This is a genomic window from Pseudomonas sp. GD04091, from assembly GCF_029836165.1.
Lineage (GTDB): Bacteria > Pseudomonadota > Gammaproteobacteria > Pseudomonadales > Pseudomonadaceae > Aquipseudomonas.
Window position 1 is genome coordinate 1 of record NZ_JAOEBG010000007.1, and the last position, 14,423, is coordinate 14,423.

At 65.7% G+C, this 14,423-nt stretch carries 15 protein-coding genes; 4 read left to right on the forward strand and 11 right to left on the reverse strand.

Annotation, left to right across the window (positions count from 1 at the left end):
- Positions 1-87: 87 nt before the first annotated feature.
- Together N7422_RS10945 and N7422_RS10950 are read right to left on the reverse strand one after the other, a co-directional pair.
- Positions 88-1,077, reverse strand: coding sequence for an asparaginase (locus N7422_RS10945; protein ID WP_279806547.1), 990 nt, complete (start codon positions 1,075-1,077; stop codon positions 88-90).
- A gap of 75 nt (positions 1,078-1,152) precedes the next feature.
- Positions 1,153-2,595, reverse strand: a complete 1,443-nt coding sequence (locus N7422_RS10950; RefSeq protein ID WP_279806548.1) for an alanine/glycine:cation symporter family protein — start codon at positions 2,593-2,595, stop codon at positions 1,153-1,155.
- A gap of 181 nt (positions 2,596-2,776) precedes the next feature.
- Between N7422_RS10950 and N7422_RS10955 the strand changes: the two genes are divergently transcribed.
- Positions 2,777-3,589 carry a helix-turn-helix transcriptional regulator gene (locus tag N7422_RS10955; protein ID WP_279806748.1) on the forward strand — a complete coding sequence of 271 codons (813 nt, stop codon included), beginning with the start codon at positions 2,777-2,779 and terminating at the stop codon, positions 3,587-3,589.
- A 113-nt stretch (positions 3,590-3,702) separates the two neighbouring features.
- On the opposite strand, the gene N7422_RS10960 is transcribed toward N7422_RS10955, so the two are convergent.
- Genes N7422_RS10960 through N7422_RS10970 form a run of 3 tightly spaced genes read right to left on the reverse strand, consistent with a single transcriptional unit; the run spans position 3,703 to position 6,418 of the window.
- Positions 3,703-4,542: an alpha/beta fold hydrolase gene (locus tag N7422_RS10960; RefSeq protein WP_279806549.1), complete on the reverse strand. Its 840-nt coding sequence runs from the start codon at positions 4,540-4,542 to the stop codon at positions 3,703-3,705.
- Between the two features lie 9 nt (positions 4,543-4,551).
- Positions 4,552-5,361, reverse strand: a complete 810-nt coding sequence (locus N7422_RS10965; protein ID WP_279806550.1) for a TSUP family transporter — start codon at positions 5,359-5,361, stop codon at positions 4,552-4,554.
- A 16-nt stretch (positions 5,362-5,377) separates the two neighbouring features.
- Positions 5,378-6,418: a hypothetical protein gene (locus N7422_RS10970; RefSeq protein ID WP_279806551.1), complete on the reverse strand. Its 1,041-nt coding sequence runs from the start codon at positions 6,416-6,418 to the stop codon at positions 5,378-5,380.
- A 271-nt stretch (positions 6,419-6,689) separates the two neighbouring features.
- On the opposite strand from N7422_RS10970, the gene N7422_RS10975 reads away from it, so the two are divergent.
- Positions 6,690-7,574 carry a sugar nucleotide-binding protein gene (locus N7422_RS10975; RefSeq protein ID WP_279806552.1) on the forward strand — a complete coding sequence of 295 codons (885 nt, stop codon included), beginning with the start codon at positions 6,690-6,692 and terminating at the stop codon, positions 7,572-7,574.
- Positions 7,567-8,499: an NAD-dependent epimerase/dehydratase family protein gene (locus N7422_RS10980; protein ID WP_279806553.1), complete on the forward strand. Its 933-nt coding sequence runs from the start codon at positions 7,567-7,569 to the stop codon at positions 8,497-8,499. Before N7422_RS10975 ends, N7422_RS10980 begins: the two co-directional genes overlap by 8 nt.
- Positions 8,500-8,575: 76 nt before the next feature.
- Here the strand turns inward: N7422_RS10980 and N7422_RS10985 are convergent, their stop codons facing one another.
- On the reverse strand, positions 8,576-9,016 hold the full coding sequence (locus N7422_RS10985) for a helix-turn-helix domain-containing protein (protein WP_279806554.1): 441 nt from the start codon (positions 9,014-9,016) through the stop codon (positions 8,576-8,578).
- A gap of 102 nt (positions 9,017-9,118) precedes the next feature.
- Here N7422_RS10985 and N7422_RS10990 point away from each other — a divergent pair, with 102 nt between their 5' ends.
- Positions 9,119-10,330, forward strand: coding sequence for an MFS transporter (locus N7422_RS10990; RefSeq protein WP_279806555.1), 1,212 nt, complete (start codon positions 9,119-9,121; stop codon positions 10,328-10,330).
- Here N7422_RS10990 and N7422_RS10995 read toward each other — a convergent pair.
- The 5 genes from N7422_RS10995 to N7422_RS11015 form a co-directional block, all read right to left on the reverse strand.
- On the reverse strand, positions 10,318-11,001 hold the full coding sequence (locus N7422_RS10995) for an OmpW family outer membrane protein (RefSeq protein ID WP_279806556.1): 684 nt from the start codon (positions 10,999-11,001) through the stop codon (positions 10,318-10,320). The two genes, N7422_RS10990 and N7422_RS10995, sit on opposite strands and share 13 nt — an antisense overlap.
- Before the next feature lie 109 nt (positions 11,002-11,110).
- Positions 11,111-11,731 (reverse strand): DUF3299 domain-containing protein, encoded by a 621-nt coding sequence (locus tag N7422_RS11000; RefSeq protein WP_279806557.1) that lies wholly within the window; start codon positions 11,729-11,731, stop codon positions 11,111-11,113.
- 9 nt (positions 11,732-11,740) lie between these two features.
- Complete coding sequence (locus N7422_RS11005) at positions 11,741-13,006, reverse strand: ABC transporter permease (RefSeq protein ID WP_279806558.1); 1,266 nt, start codon at positions 13,004-13,006, stop codon at positions 11,741-11,743.
- Complete coding sequence (locus N7422_RS11010) at positions 13,006-13,716, reverse strand: ABC transporter ATP-binding protein (protein WP_279806559.1); 711 nt, start codon at positions 13,714-13,716, stop codon at positions 13,006-13,008. Before N7422_RS11010 ends, N7422_RS11005 begins: the two co-directional genes overlap by 1 nt.
- The gene (locus N7422_RS11015) at positions 13,717-14,292 is read right to left on the reverse strand and encodes a DUF2796 domain-containing protein (protein ID WP_279806560.1); all 576 of its coding nucleotides are present in this window, start codon (positions 14,290-14,292) and stop codon (positions 13,717-13,719) included.
- Positions 14,293-14,423 lie beyond the last annotated feature (131 nt).

Genomic DNA, 14,423 nt, shown 5'->3' on the forward strand with positions numbered 1-14,423 from the left:
AGCCAAAGCCAAAGCCTGCCAGCGCTCGTTAGCGCATAACTTGCCTGGAAGGGCCTGCCCTGCGCGATACGCTGATGGCCAAGATGCTCAAGCGCGCTCCCCACACAGATCCAGTGCAAACCAATGCTCGGCCGAATCGGCATCCAGCCCCGCGCCCAGCAAGGCGAACAGCTTGCCCAGCGCGGCCTCGCGGGTCATGCCCCCACCACTGACCAGCCCGGTGTCACGCAGACGACTGCCGGCGGCGTAGGTGTCGAACACCACCGACCCTTCCGGACACTGGCTGATGGCGACGATCAGCACGCCAGCCTGGCGGGCGTCATGCAGTACGTCGAGCAGCGCCTGGTCGTCGGACGGCCCGGTGCCGCTGCCATAGCATTCCAGCACCAGGCCTTGGATACCGCTGTCGAACAGGCCGCGCAGCTGTTCGGCGGCAAGCCCCGGGAACACCGGCATGACCGCCAGCTTGACCGGCTGGCGCTGTTGGCGATAGTCCAGGCGGGCCGGCAGTTCCGGGGCGCGCTCGCCATCACGGTGGCGGGGCAGCACGGTGAAGGCGTCGAATGCCTCGCTGCGCAGTTTCGAGGCCCGGCAGCCATGCAGCAGTTGACCGTGGAAGTACAGCTGCACGCCATCTTCCAGGCCGTTTTCGAACAGGCTCAGGGCTCCGACGAGGTTGGCCCAGGCATCGCTGTCCGGCGCGCCGGCCGGGAGCATGGAGCCGGTCAACAGTACCGGCGCCGGCAGCCCCAGCAGCAGGAATGACAGGGCCGCGGCGCTGTAGGCCAGAGTATCGGTGCCATGCAGCACCAGCACGCCGTCATGGCCGTCACGCTCGACGGCCTCGACGATGGCTTCACGCATCGCCAGCCAGTTGGCCTGTTGCATGTTGGCGCTGTCGATCAGCGGGTTCAGTTCACGCAGCGACCACTGCACCTTGGGTGCATCGCCGCAGGCGGCGAAGTGGTCACGCATGCGCGCTTCGAAGCCGCCGGCGGGCGCCAGGCCTTCGGCGGTCTGCAGCATGCCGATGGTGCCACCGGTGTAGAGGACGAGAAGATTCCTAACTGCACGCATGGGAGGATTCCGTAGCGATGTAGCGAAAGAAGAGGCAGCCGCCCACGAACGGGGCGGCTGGGGCAGGGGAGGATATCAGCGCTGCAGCTGCGCCTGGTCGGCGGCTTTGTCAGCGGCTGTTTCAGCCTGCGGATTGGCCGGCCAGGCGGCACGGTCCAGGTCCAGGTCGGCGAACTTGCTGGCGTCGAACACCGGCTGCTTGATGCCCGCCTTGCGCTGCTCGTCGTAGTCGCGCATCACCCGCAGGCCGACCTTGAACAGCAGGGCCAGGGCGATCAGGTTGACGAAGGCCAGGCAGGTCATGGTGATGTCGGCGAAGGCGAACACGGTCGACAAGTTCTGTACCGAACCCCAGATCACCAGCGCCAGTACCAGGCCGCGGAAAATCATCAGCACCACGCGGTTGCGGCTGAGGAACTGCAGGCTGTTCTCGCCCAGGTAGTAGTTGTAGAGGATGCAGGTGAACACGAACAGCGACAGCGCCACGCTGACGAACAGGCGGCCCCAGTCACCGACCACGGCGGCCAGCGAGTTCTGGGTCAGGACGATGCCGTCACCTTCGAAGCCCGGGGTATAGAAGCCCGACAGCAGGATCAGCAGCGCGGTGCAGGTGCAGATCACGAAGGTGTCGAGGAACACGCTGAAGGCCTGGACCACGCCCTGCGCGCCCGGGTGCTTCACGGCGGCCACGGCGGCGACGTTCGGCGCGCTGCCCAGGCCGGCTTCGTTGGCGAACACGCCACGCTTCACGCCCATGACGATGGCGCTGCCGAGCAGGCCGCCAAACGCCGGGTCGAGGCCGAAGGCGCTCTTGAAGATGGTCTCCAGCATGGCTGGCACGTGTTCGATCTGGGTGCCGATCACGTACAGGGTCACGCCGATGTAGGCCAGGGTCTTGACCGGTACCAGCAGGTCGGACACCGCAGCGATGCGCTTGATGCCGCCGATGAAGGTGATGGCCAGCAGCACCGCGAGGACGATGCCGGTACGGCTCGGGTCGAAGCCGAAGGCGTTCTGCAGCGAGTGGGTCACGGTGTACGACTGCACGCCGATGAAGGCGAAGCCGTAGGTGACCAGCAGCAGGATCGAGAACACGATCGCCATGCTTTTCAGCTTCAGGCCGTGCAGGATGTAGTACGCCGGGCCGCCGCGGTACAGGCCGTCGCCGTCGGCGCGCTTGTAGACCTGGGCCAGGGTGCATTCGAAGAAGCTGCTGGCCATGCCGACCAGGGCGGTGACCCACATCCAGAACACGGCGCCCGGCCCGCCGAGGGTCACGGCGATACCGACACCGGCGATGTTACCGGCGCCGACGCGGCCGGCGAGGCTCAGCATCAGGGCCTGGAACGAGCTCAGTTGGCCTGCCTGGCCGCGAAGGGATTCCTTGAAGACACCGAACATGTGGCCGAAGTGGCGGAACTGGACGAACCGCGAACGGATGGTGAAGTAACCGCCGAGTCCGACGATCAGCACGATGAGCAGTTTCCCCGAAAGGAAATCGTTGAGTGCTTCGAGCATTGGAAAATGACCTCGATTCTTATTCTTCGCGTGGAAAGACCAGCGGGCGGCAGGCGCTCCGCTATTCATTGGGGGCGCATGGTTGGCCATGACAACTATGGTTACAATTTCGCGGGTTGCTCCGTTTTGGTGCGACTTGATGCTAGACTTGCGCCACTCGCATCACCTGGACCCGCGCATCATGGGCGATCATTTCGCTGTCAACCTCAAATTGGCCTGTAGCCACTACCGCTCTATCTCCGAGGTTTGCCGGCAGCTGTCGATCAACCGGGCGCAATTCAACAAGTACCTGAGCGGCCAGAGCCGCCCGACGGCCTACAACCTCAAGCGCATCGGTGACTTCTTCGGTGTGGAGGACTACGAGTTGGGTTTGCCGCCCGAGCAGTTCGCCCGATTGATCGGTGCGCGCAACCTGGAGCCGCAGGGCGGCCAGCAGGACGACCCGATCAGCGAACTGTTCAAGCCGTTGCACAAGGAGGCGGGCAATCTGGCGCGGTACTGCGGCTACTACTTCGAATATTCCAACTGCATGTCGGTGCCAGGGTCGATCCTGGTATCGCTGGTGCACCTGTGGGAAGAACGGGGCAGTTTCCTGTTCGAGCGACAGGAGCGGCAGGAGCGCAGCACCGGCAACGACCTGCATGCCGAAGTTCGTTGCCGCTATCTGGGCGCGGCGTTCCAGCTGCAGGATCGGGTGTTCCTGATCGACTACGAGTCGCTGACCTTCAACGAGATGAGCCAGACCATCCTCATCCCCAGCTTCAAAAGCCGCATCAGCCGGCTCAATGGCCTCAAGACCGGGGTCTCCAGCGGTGACCGGCGCAACCCGGCCTGCACCCGGGTGGTCTGGGAATACCTGGGCGAGGAGATCAACCGCATCAATGCCTACCGCCAGATCAAACTCTATCGCCCGGACGATCCGCGTATCGATGACGACATCCGCGACCGGCTGAGCGCGGGGATGGTCAGCAACGGGCTGTTCGAGATCGAGTGAGCGCCGTCACCACCGGGCATGCCGCAGCCGCTGTGGGAGATTTGCGCCGGTGCCATGCACCGCGCTGCCTGCTTCGCGGGTAAACCCGCTCCCACAGGGACTGCCTCAAGACGTCAATCGAGAATGAACGCCGCCACGGTCTCGGCGACCTGGTCCGCCACCTCCGGCCTGTCGCGCAGGTGCGCGGCGATGCCATGGTCGCAGTCGGTCAGCATCAGGCACTCGACGTGGGGAGCGGGTACCGAGCGCAGCAAGGTGTGGGTCACTTCCTCGGGAATCGGGCTGTAACGCGTCACTCCCGCCAGGTTTCGTGTGCCCGCCGAGGTGCCGGGGCCCTGGCCGTGGACCTTGGAGTTGAGCCCGTCGTACTCACCGACCACCAGCAGCACCCGCCCTTGGAACTGCTGCAGGAACGCATAGCTGTCGCAGTCGAGAAAGGCAAAAGGCTTGCGGATCGCTTCGCTGAACGCCGGACCGAACGGCGCGGCATGGGCCGCATCGGGGTAGACCGCCGGACAGATCAGCACCAGCTTGCGTACCTGTGGTCGCTGGGCCGCCAGCTTGAGGGCGATGGCGCCGCCCAGGCTATGGCCGATCAAGGTGTCGCTGCGGCTGTCGAGGTGTTGGTGGAAACGCAGGGCTTCCTGCAGGTTGCTGGCCAGCGATGCGTCCTTCGCCCCCGGTTCGCTCGCCCGGCTGTGCCCGGAGAGGTTGCCGGTCAGCGAGCCGATTCCCCGTTGTTGCAGGCGGTACAGCAGTGGGTTGAGCCGCGTGAAGTCCGACCGGGCGCCGCCAACGACGAAGACCGGTGCCGAGCGCTCGGTGTGCGCCAGCAGCAGGCGGGCCTGCTGGCGATAACCGTCGAAGCGTTCTTCGATGAATCGCTCCGCGCCGGGCGCGGGTTCGTCGTATTGCCAGAGGGCACGTGGTGCAGCGCTCGGCTCGAGGTCCATCTCCTGCTCCTATGAGAATTGCGTGTTCAGCCATTCGATGATGGGATTGCCGGGTGTGCTCAGCAGCTTCAGCGCCATGATGCAGCAGACGCAGACTACCAGCGGCCTGATCAGACGTGGGCCGAAACGCACGGCACAGCGCGCGCCCAGCTGGGCACCGACGAACGCCGCTGCGGCCATCGCCAGGGCCAGTGGCCAGATGATCGCCCCGCCCAGCGTGAACACCGACAACGCCCCCAGGTTGCAGGCCGCGTTCAGTAGCTTGCTGCTGCACACCGCGCGCATCAAGTGTTGGCCAAGCAGGAGCACGCAGGCAAGCATGAAGAAAGACCCGACGCCAGGGCCGAACACCCCGTCGTAGAAGCCGATCAGCGGTGCAACGCCGAGGCAGAACAGGCTGAGGGACACCTTCGCTTGGCGTTGCTGCTCCTGGAGTTTCGGGCTGAATGCGAACCAGGCCGCGACGAGTATCAGCAGCACCGGCACGCAGGCCTGGAGCAGGGACTGCGAAACCAGGCTCACCGACAACGCCCCCAGCGCACCGCCGATGAACGCCATGAGCGCCATGGGCAGGCCGCTTTGCCAATCGATCATGCCCTTGCGGGCAAAGGCGACGGTGGCGGAAACCGTGGCCGAGGCGGCCTGGAACTTGTTGCTGGCGATGGCCGCCAGCGGATCGATACCGACGATGAACAGCATGGGCAGGGTGAGCAGGCCGCCACCTCCGGCAATCGCGTCGAAGAAGCCGGCCAGCAACGCCACTGCGGCGAGCAGCAGCAGAAGTTCGAGATCAAGGGCATGGGGCAAGGTTTCCAGCACGGTCGAAAGCTCCTGGTCAGCCGCGAACGAGCAGCGGGTCGTCGCTGATCACCAACGGACGGGCGAAGGGGGAGTAGGCGAACAGACGCACCAACAGACGGCGGTTGTCCTGGACCGTGTCGCGACCGTGCAAGGCCCGGCAGTTGTTGATCAGCAGGGCGTTGCCGGCATCCAGCACGAACGCCATGGGCCGGGCTGAGCCGAGCAGGTTCTGGAAGGCATCGAACGCGCGTGCAGCGGCCTCGCTGGCGTCGTCGTTGACTGAGAACCGGTAGGCGTTGTAGCGCATGCTGAAGCCGCCGTTGGGGTCGAACTGCAGCATCGAGGTGGCCTTGCCTGCCGCTCCCTGGCCCTGCACGAAGCATTCGCTGCGGCTGAAATCGAACGATGGCGATGTCAGCGCCAGAGCATGCAGGCCTCCCAACTGCTCGATGATGGGCGGCAGGGGAAACACCCGGGTCGGCTCCCTTGCCGGGTTCCAGCGGGCCGTAAGGATCAGCGCGGAAGGGGCGGGTGAGTGGCCATGGCAGGCCTGCACCGAACAGTTGTAGGGCGCTTCGGTGTGCGGGCCCAGGTGAAGCCCGGAGTGGGAGCTGAGTTCCACGGGTGCCAGGCGGTTTTCGCCGGTGCACGGGGTATGGCCGCCGCCTTTGAAATTGGCGACCAGGCGGACGAGCTTGCCGTCATTGTCGATATCGAAGGCGAACGCACGATAGTGGGCAAGTTCCAGCAACAGCTGGTTGCGCGAGGCGAGGTAGAGGCAGTCGGCGTCCTGTTCGAGCGCTGCCAGGGCGGGCAGGCGTTCGGGCGGCGGATCATTCGGCGCCTGCATCTGCGAGAACAGCAGCACCGAGAGGTTGCCCTGGGCGAATCGTCGCAGCGTCGATTGCTGGGCAAGCGTCAGGCCGGCCGTGAGCCGTTCGGCGTGGGCATGCGCCTGCCGCGCCGCCCCCCGGGCCTGGGGACCACCCAGCTCGGCGAGGGCCTGGCTGGCATCGGCCAGCGCTTGGGCCTGGGAGGGGGTGAATTGCACGCAAGCGACTTCCTGGTCGTTCATCTGACTCTATCCTTGTCGTTAGGGTTGTCCTGGCACGCCTTGCCCGAGACATCGGGCGAGGGGCAAGGCGGCAATTGGACCTATCGCACGGGCAAATCGAAAGTCAGATTATTCCTTGTCTTTGATCAGTCATTTCCTGGTCGGCGGGGCGACGGGATCTTGCGTCGATATGCGTAAAAAACAGCTGTGCTTGGCCCAGGTTGGACTTCCCCCTGCGGAAACCGCAAAATGGCCGCTTTCCTCCATCGATCTGACCGGACCTGTTGACTCTATGCGTATGCGCCTGATGCTGTTGGGTGGTGGCAATGCCCTCGGGCAAGCGCTGATTCGCCTTGGGGCCGAGGAAGACATCGCTTTCCTGGCGCCGCGTCCGCCGGAGGACGGCTGGGACCCGGCCAGCCTGACCCTGCTGCTCGACGAGCACCGCCCCGATGCGGTGGTCAACCTGGCCTATTACTTCGACTGGTTCCAGGCCGAGTCGGTCAGCGAAAAGCGCCTGGCCCAGCAGGAGCGTGCGGTGGAGCGGCTCGCCGAGTTGTGCCAGCACCACGAAATCATCCTCGTGCAGCCGTCCAGCTACCGCGTGTTCGACGGTTCGCGTGCCACGGCCTACAGCGAGAAGGACGAGCCCGTGCCGCTCGGCTTGCGTGGCCAGGCGTTGTGGCGCATCGAGCAGAGCGTGCGCGCCACCTGCCCGCACCATGTGCTGCTGCGCTTTGGCTGGCTGCTGGACGAGAGCGTCGATGGCGCGCTCGGGCGCTTCCTGACCCGCGCCGAGCAACCTCAGGAGCTGTTGCTGGCCGATGACCGGCGTGGCAACCCGACGCCGGTGGACGACGCCGCCCGGGTCATCCTCTCGGTGCTCAAGCAGCTCGACTGCAAGGCGCCGCTGTGGGGCACCTATCATTACGCCGGCAACGAGGCCACCACGCCGCTGGCGCTGGGCCAGGCGATCCTCGCCGAAGCCACGCAGTGGCGCCAGCTGGCCGTGCAGGCGCCGACCGCCCAGGCCCATGCCGCGCGGCCGGATGCCAGCGAAGAACCGCAGCATGCGGTGCTGGCCTGCAAGAAGATCCTTCACACCTTCGGCATCAAGCCGCGTGCCTGGCGCGCCGGCTTGCCGCCCCTACTGGACCGTTTCTACCGACATGGCTGACGCCCCCATCCTGATCACCGGCGGTGCCGGCTTCATTGGCTCGCACCTGTGCGACGCGTTGCTGGAGAAAGGCTACGCGGTGCGTATCCTCGACGACCTGTCGACCGGCAAGCGTGACAACCTGCAGCTTGGCCACCCCCGCCTGGAGCTGCTCGAAGGCGATGTCGCCGACGCGGCGCTGGTGGCGCGTGCCGCCGCAGGTTGCCAGGCGGTCGTGCACCTGGCCGCGGTGGCCTCGGTGCAGGCATCGGTGGAAGATCCGGTGAAGACCCACCAGAGCAACTTCATCGGCACCCTCAATGTCTGCGAGGCGATGCGCCTCAATGGCATCCGTCGCGTGCTGTTCGCCTCCAGCGCGGCGGTGTACGGCAACAACGGCGAGGGACAGTCGATCACCGAGGACACGCTCAAGGCACCGTTGACCCCCTATGCGGTGGACAAGCTCGCCAGCGAGCAGTACCTGGATTTCTACCGTCGCCAGCATGACCTGGAACCGGTGGTGTTCCGCTTCTTCAACATCTTCGGGCCACGCCAGGATCCCTCCTCGCCGTATTCGGGGGTGATCAGCATCTTCTGCGAGCGCGCCACCCGGGGTACGCCGATCACCGTGTTCGGCGATGGAGAGCAGACTCGCGACTTCCTGTTCGTCGGCGATCTGGTCCAGGTCATGGTGCAGGCGCTCGAGCAGCCGACGGTGGAAGAGGGCGCAGTGAATATCGGCCTGAACCAGGCGACTTCGTTGAACCAGTTGCTCAAGGCACTGGAGCAGGTGGTAGGCGGTTTGCCGGCGGTCAGCTACGGCCAGGCCCGTTCGGGAGATATCCGCCATTCACGGGCGGACAATTCGCGCTTGCTGGCGCGTTTCGATTTCCCTGAGCCGACACCCTTCGTCGAAGGGCTGGCGCGGCTGCTCGGCAAGGCTTGAATCCACTTCGCGGGTCAAGCCCGCTCCCACCGGATCAACCTGGTCCTTGTGGGAGCGGGCTTGACCCGCGATGACGTCACGAATGCCGGACCACACGCCGTCGGCAATCCTCCGGCCCCACCACTCGTCCATCCCGGGCCCGCACCTGCAGCGTCTCCAGCCCCTGGCCGCGATCATCGACCAACTGCGAGCGTGACTCCCCCGCCGTAAACAGGTAACGCTCCCCCCACTGGCGCAAGCCGATCACCAGCGGAAACACCGAGCGGCCCTTTTCCGTCAGCACATATTCCTTGTAGGCACTGCCATCGGATGCAGGCCGCTGTGCCAGCAGGCCGGCCTCCACCAGCAGCTTCAGGCGCGCGGCGAGGATGTTCTTCGCCAGGCCCAGGTTCCGCTGGAACTCGCTGAAACGACACAGGCCATCGAAGGCATCGCGCAGGATCATCAGTGCCCACCGGTCCCCGAGCACTTCCAGTGCGCGGGCCACGGGGCATTGCTGGTTGTTTTCGTCGAGCATGGCGCATTCCCTGAAGCGAGTCTGGTTGCATATTAAAACCACATTTGCTAGAAAGCCAATCGTGTGGTTTCAAATAGAAACCAGAATTGCCGAGGATCTGCCATGCCGTCCCTCTCTCGTGGACTGACCCTGTTGCTGGCCGCCGCCTGTGCCCTGGCCGTGGCCACGGTATATCTGGTCCAGCCGTTGCTGGAGTCTATGGCCGCAAGCCTGGGCGCGACGAGCGCGCAGGCGGGCCTGGTGGTCGGCGTGACCCAGGCCGGATATGCCCTGGGGCTGCTGCTGATCGTGCCACTGGGGGACCTGGTTGACCGCAGGCGGTTGATCCTTGGCCAATTGCTGATTGGCGCCGGCGCCTTGCTGGCCGTGGCGCTTTCCATGGGCTGGGCGATGTTGCTGGTGGCCATGGCCATGGTCGGGCTGGCCGCGGTGGTGGTGCAGGTGATGGTGGCGCATGCCGCCACGCTGGCCACGCCCGCCCAGCAGGGACAGGTGGTGGGCACGGTCACCAGCGGCGTGGTGCTGGGGATTTTGCTGGCACGGCTGGTGTCAGGTGTGGTGGCCGACCGTTTTGGCTGGCATGGGGTGTATTTCGGCGCGGCGGGCATGGCGCTGCTGATGGCGGGGTTGCTCGGCTGCAAGCTGCCTCCTGGCAGGCCGCAGCGGGAGCGGCACAGCTACCGTTCATTGTTGGGATCGGTGGCGCGCCTCTATCGGCATGATCGCTTGCTGCGCCAGCGCGGGGTGTTCGCGTTGCTGATCTTCGCCGCGTTCAGTGTGTTGTGGAGTGCGATGGTGCTGCCCCTGAGTGCCGCGCCGCTGGCCCTCGATCACACGCAGATCGGCCTGTTCGGTCTGGCCGGTGTGGCCGGCGCGCTGGCGGCGTCACGGGCCGGTCGCCTGGTCGACCGGGGACAGGGGCGGGCCGTGACCGGCTGGGGGTTGGGCGTGTTGACGCTGTCCTGGTTGCCGAGCGCATACCTTGAGCAGTCGTTGCTGGCGCTGCTGCTCGGCGTGCTGCTGCTCGACCTCGCCGTGCAGGCGGTGCATGTGACCAATCAGAGCCTGCTGCTGGCGGGGCGCGGGGAAATGGCGAGCCGGCTGATCGGCGCCTACATGTGTTGTTATTCGGTGGGCAGTGGTCTGGGCGCGATGGCGGCGACCTGGGTCTATGCGCAGTGGGGGTGGAGCGCGGTGTGCGTGCTGGGGGCGGGTATCAGTGCGCTTGCCTGGGGCTACTGGGGTTGTCTGTGGCTGCAAGAGCGCAAGCCCGTTCCGGCCGGAGCGGGCTTGCCTGGGGATCAGAACTTGTAGCCGATACCGACCATGTAGACCCACGGATCGACGTCGACGTCGACCTTGGTCTTGCCGACGCCCAGGGCGCTCGGGCCATCGATGGTGGCCTTGGTGTCGATGTCGACGTACCAGACCGCGGCGTTGAACAGCAGGTTGTCGGTGATCATGTAGTCCATGCCCAGTTGGCCGGCGATACCGATCGAATCCTGCAGCTTCATGTTGCTGAAGCCTTGCGCCTTGCGATTGCTGCTCAGGTCTTCATCGAAGAACAGGGTGTAGTTGATACCCACGCCAGCGTACGGCTGGAACTTCGAGGACGGCTCCATCGGGTAGTACTGCAGCGACAGGGTCGGTGGCAGTTGCTTGATGTCGGCCAGCTTGCCATCCAGGCCTGGGCCGAGGCCCTTGACGCCTACGGTGTGCTTGAACGGCGTGGCCGCCAGCAGCTCCAGGCCGATGTGGTCGGTGAGCATGTAGGCGAAGGCCAGGCCCAGCTGGGTGTCGCTGTCCAGAGTCGCCTTGGTGCCCGAAGCCTTGGCGCCGTCGAGCTTGATGTCGCCGCTGTTCTCGTTCGGCGCGGTGGTGATGGCGCCGGAGCGGATGATGAAATCGCCTGCCTGGTGGGCGTGGGCAACAGGGGCTGCGAGCGCCAACGCGACGAGCGAGGCACTGAGCAAGGACTTGTTCATGGAAGCTCCCAGAGGACGTGAGTAATCGAGTAGTCCAATGGTACGAAGCTGACTAAACAGAAAGTTTGACCCAGCTCAACGAAGCCGTGTCCTCGGGCGCAAGCAGTTCTCACTTCAGCTCATAGGCGTAGATTTTCTCGGCCTCCATCTGGTAGCCCGCGTCGGCCAGCTCGCTGCTGGAGGCCTTGACCCGCATCGTGCCCTCGATCCAGTAGGGCTGGTAGAGGTCCTCGATGCGCACGCCCATCTCGCTGAAGATGTGCACGATCTGGTTCGACGGTGGTGGCGGCACATGGATGCAGGCGCCGTAGTAGGGCACCAGGAGGAACTCGGTGGTACGCCCCTCGTCGCTGACTTCCAGGGGCACGATGTAGCCGGGGATCTTCACCACCTGGCCGTCCAGGGCCTTGACCACCGGGGCGTTGGGCGCTTGCTGGCGGGCGGCGGGCGCGGCTTCGGCGGCCAGCGCGTCGCCGATCTGCGACAGGTCGTGCAGCGGCATCAGTTGCGGCGGAATGATCGGCGCGCCCTCGGGAATCAGGGCGGGCCAATCCAGCTCGCGGGGCTCGGCTGCCCAGAGGGGCAGCGAAAGTGTCACCAGAATCGCGAGCAGGAGGTACTGAAGAACGGGTGTTGCCTGCTTCGCGGGTAAACCCGCTCCCACAGAAAGTGAGGCGTTCCCTGTGGGAGCGGGTTTACCCGCGAAGCAGGCGGCGAAGGCTAGGGTCATGTCTGTCTCTTAAAGATGAATCGACAAGCCATCGGCCAGCGACTGCCGATAGGCGCGCCAGGCTGGCACGCTGCCCATCAGCAGCGCCGCGCCAAGGATGATGGCCAGCAGCGTCCATTCATGGGCGCTGGGCCAGGCCAGTGGCAGGTATAGCCCATAGTTGGCTTGCACATAGCCTTGGGCCAGGGCGATGCCCGCGTACAGCAGGCCCAGCCCGGCGGCTATGCCGGCCACCGCCAGGGCGAGCGCCTCGAGCACCAGCAACCCGGCGATATGCCAGGGCCGGGCGCCCACCGAGCGCAGGATGGCCATCTCCCGGCGGCGTTCGTTGAGGCTGGTGAGGATCGCCGTGAGCATGCCGATCAGGCCGGTCAGCACGACGAACAGCGACACCACGAACAGCGCCTGCTCGGCGGTGCCCATCAGGCTCCACAGCTCCTGCAGGGCTACGCCGGGCAGGATCGCCAGCAGCGGCTCGGCGCGGTATTCGTTGATCTCGCGCTGCAGGCTGAAGGTGGCGATCTTGCTGTTGAGCCCGAGCATGAAGGCGGTGATGGCGGTGGGCTGCAGGTCCATGCTGCGCGCCTGTTCGGCACTGATGCGCCCGGCGCCGCGGGCTGGCACGCCGTTGTGCCAGTCGATGTGGATCGCCTCCATCCCCCCCAGGCTGATGTGCAGGGTGCGGTCCACCGGGGTGCCGGTGCGCGCGAGCACGCCGACCACGGTGAATGGCTTGTCGTCGTGCTTGACCAGGCTGATGGCGGCGACACCGTGCGCCAGCACCAGCTTGTCGCCGAGCTTGTAGTGCAGCGCCTCGGCGACTTCGGCGCCGAGCACCACCTCGAACGGGTCGTCGGCGAACGCTCGGCCCTGGCTGAGTTCCAGGTGCTGGCGGCGGCCGAACTGGTAGTGGTCGAAGTAGCCGGTGGTGGTGCCCATCACCCGGTAGCCGCGGTGCGAGTCGCCCAGCGAGATGGGGATCGCCCACTTCACCCGGGGATCCTTGGCGTAGTGTTCGTAGCTGTCCCAGCGAATGTTGTTGGTGGCGTTGCCGATGCGGAACACCGAGTACAGCAGCAGGTTCACCGACCCCGAGCGCGCGCCGACGATCAGGTCGGTGCCGCTGATGGTGCTGGCGAAGCTGGCGCGGGCTTCGGTACGTACCCGCTCGACGGCCAGCAGCAGGCACACCGACAGGGCGATGGCGAATGCGGTCAGCAATGCGGTGAAGCGGCGATTGGCCAGGCTGGCCAGGGCAAGGCGGAGCAGGTACATCAGGCCTCCCGGGGCTTGGCGGCGCGATTGAGCTCGGCCAGGGACAGGTGACGGTCGAACAGCGGCGCCAGGCTCTGGTCATGGCTGACGAACAGCAGGCTGGAGCCTGCCGCGCGGCATTCGTCGAACAGCAGGCGGATGAAGGCCTCGCGGGTGTCGGCATCGAGCGCCGAGGTGGGTTCGTCGGCGATCACCAGCTCGGGCTGGCCGATCAGCGCCCTGGCTGCGGCGACTCGCTGTTGCTGACCGATCGACAGGCTGTCGGCGCGGCGCGCGAGCAGAGCGGGATCGTCGAGGCCCAGGTGCGCGAGCAGTTGAGCGGCGGCCTGGTCGATGCTGCCGTGGCGCTCGGCGGCGCGGGTGGCGCGGCTTTTCGAGAAACGGCAAGGCAGTTCGACGTTTTCCCGCACCGAGAGAAACGGCAGCAGGTTGAACTGCTGGAAAATGTAGCCGGTGTGATCGACCCGGAAGCGGTCGCGGGCGCCCTGGCCCAACGCCGCCAGGTCCTGGCCGAGCAGACGGATGCTGCCTTGGCCTGGGCGGTTGACCCCGCCCAGCAGACCCAGCAGGGTGGTCTTGCCACTGCCACTGGGGCCCTTGAGGAACAGCGCCTCGCCGGGCTCCAGGTGAAATGCCGGGATTTCCAGCAGCGGCGCCTGGCCGGGCCAGGCGAACACCAGGTCATGCAGTTCGATCAGCGGCTGGCTCATTCAGAACGCGACCACGGCCTTGGCGGGGGTGGCTTCCACGCCTTTCTGGCCGTTGGGGCCGATCAGTTGCACATTGATCTTCTGGGTCTGCGCGAAGGTCTTGAACAGCGGGCCGAGATCGATCTGGGTGAGCTTGGCCGGGGTGGCGCAGGTCAGCTGGTAGTGAGCGTTGACGTCGGCATGCTGGTGACCGTGCTCATGGGCGTCACCCTCGTCGTCGGCATGGGCGGCGTCGCCGAACAGCGGGCTTTCCAGCGCTTGCGCGTCTTCCTTGCAGCCGGCGGCCGGGGAGACGCCGAACAGTTTCAGAGGCTGTTCGAGTTGCTGGCGCGCGGCGGCGACCTTGGCCTTGTCGGCATCGGTGCTGGCGGCGTGCTCGAAGCCGACCAGGTTCATGGCCGGGCTGTCCAGTTCCAGTTCGAGGGTGTTGCCGTCGAGCACCGCGTTGAGCTTGGCCACGCCATGCTCGTGGGCGCCCAGGGTGCCATGGGCGTGATCATGATCATGGTCGCCGTGGGCGTGGGCCACGGCCAGGGGAAGCAGGGCGAAGGGCAGGGCGAGCAACAGACGACGCATGGACGGCTCCATAGGCGGCTTGAGATGAATTTGTGATGTTATAACAACTTGTCTTTGCCCCGCCAGCCTGCCTGGCACAGGTTTCATGTTCGTGGGAGCATGGCGGCATCGTGCCCGAATACAAGGAACCT

Excerpts from the sequence above, each read along its gene's own strand:
- N7422_RS10945 (WP_279806547.1), bottom strand. The coding sequence starts at position 1,077 with ATGCGTGCAGTTAGGAATCTTCTCGTCCTCTACACCGGTGGCACCATC.
- N7422_RS10950 (WP_279806548.1), bottom strand. The coding sequence starts at position 2,595 with ATGCTCGAAGCACTCAACGATTTCCTTTCGGGGAAACTGCTCATCGTG.
- N7422_RS10955 (WP_279806748.1), top strand. The coding sequence starts at position 2,777 with ATGGGCGATCATTTCGCTGTCAACCTCAAATTGGCCTGTAGCCACTAC.
- N7422_RS10960 (WP_279806549.1), bottom strand. The coding sequence starts at position 4,542 with ATGGACCTCGAGCCGAGCGCTGCACCACGTGCCCTCTGGCAATACGAC.
- N7422_RS10970 (WP_279806551.1), bottom strand. The coding sequence starts at position 6,418 with ATGAACGACCAGGAAGTCGCTTGCGTGCAATTCACCCCCTCCCAGGCC.
- N7422_RS10975 (WP_279806552.1), top strand. The coding sequence starts at position 6,690 with ATGCGTATGCGCCTGATGCTGTTGGGTGGTGGCAATGCCCTCGGGCAA.
- N7422_RS10980 (WP_279806553.1), top strand. The coding sequence starts at position 7,567 with ATGGCTGACGCCCCCATCCTGATCACCGGCGGTGCCGGCTTCATTGGC.
- N7422_RS10985 (WP_279806554.1), bottom strand. The coding sequence starts at position 9,016 with ATGCTCGACGAAAACAACCAGCAATGCCCCGTGGCCCGCGCACTGGAA.
- N7422_RS10990 (WP_279806555.1), top strand. The coding sequence starts at position 9,119 with ATGCCGTCCCTCTCTCGTGGACTGACCCTGTTGCTGGCCGCCGCCTGT.
- N7422_RS10995 (WP_279806556.1), bottom strand. The coding sequence starts at position 11,001 with ATGAACAAGTCCTTGCTCAGTGCCTCGCTCGTCGCGTTGGCGCTCGCA.
- N7422_RS11000 (WP_279806557.1), bottom strand. The coding sequence starts at position 11,731 with ATGACCCTAGCCTTCGCCGCCTGCTTCGCGGGTAAACCCGCTCCCACA.
- N7422_RS11005 (WP_279806558.1), bottom strand. The coding sequence starts at position 13,006 with ATGTACCTGCTCCGCCTTGCCCTGGCCAGCCTGGCCAATCGCCGCTTC.
- N7422_RS11010 (WP_279806559.1), bottom strand. The coding sequence starts at position 13,716 with ATGAGCCAGCCGCTGATCGAACTGCATGACCTGGTGTTCGCCTGGCCC.
- N7422_RS11015 (WP_279806560.1), bottom strand. The coding sequence starts at position 14,292 with ATGCGTCGTCTGTTGCTCGCCCTGCCCTTCGCCCTGCTTCCCCTGGCC.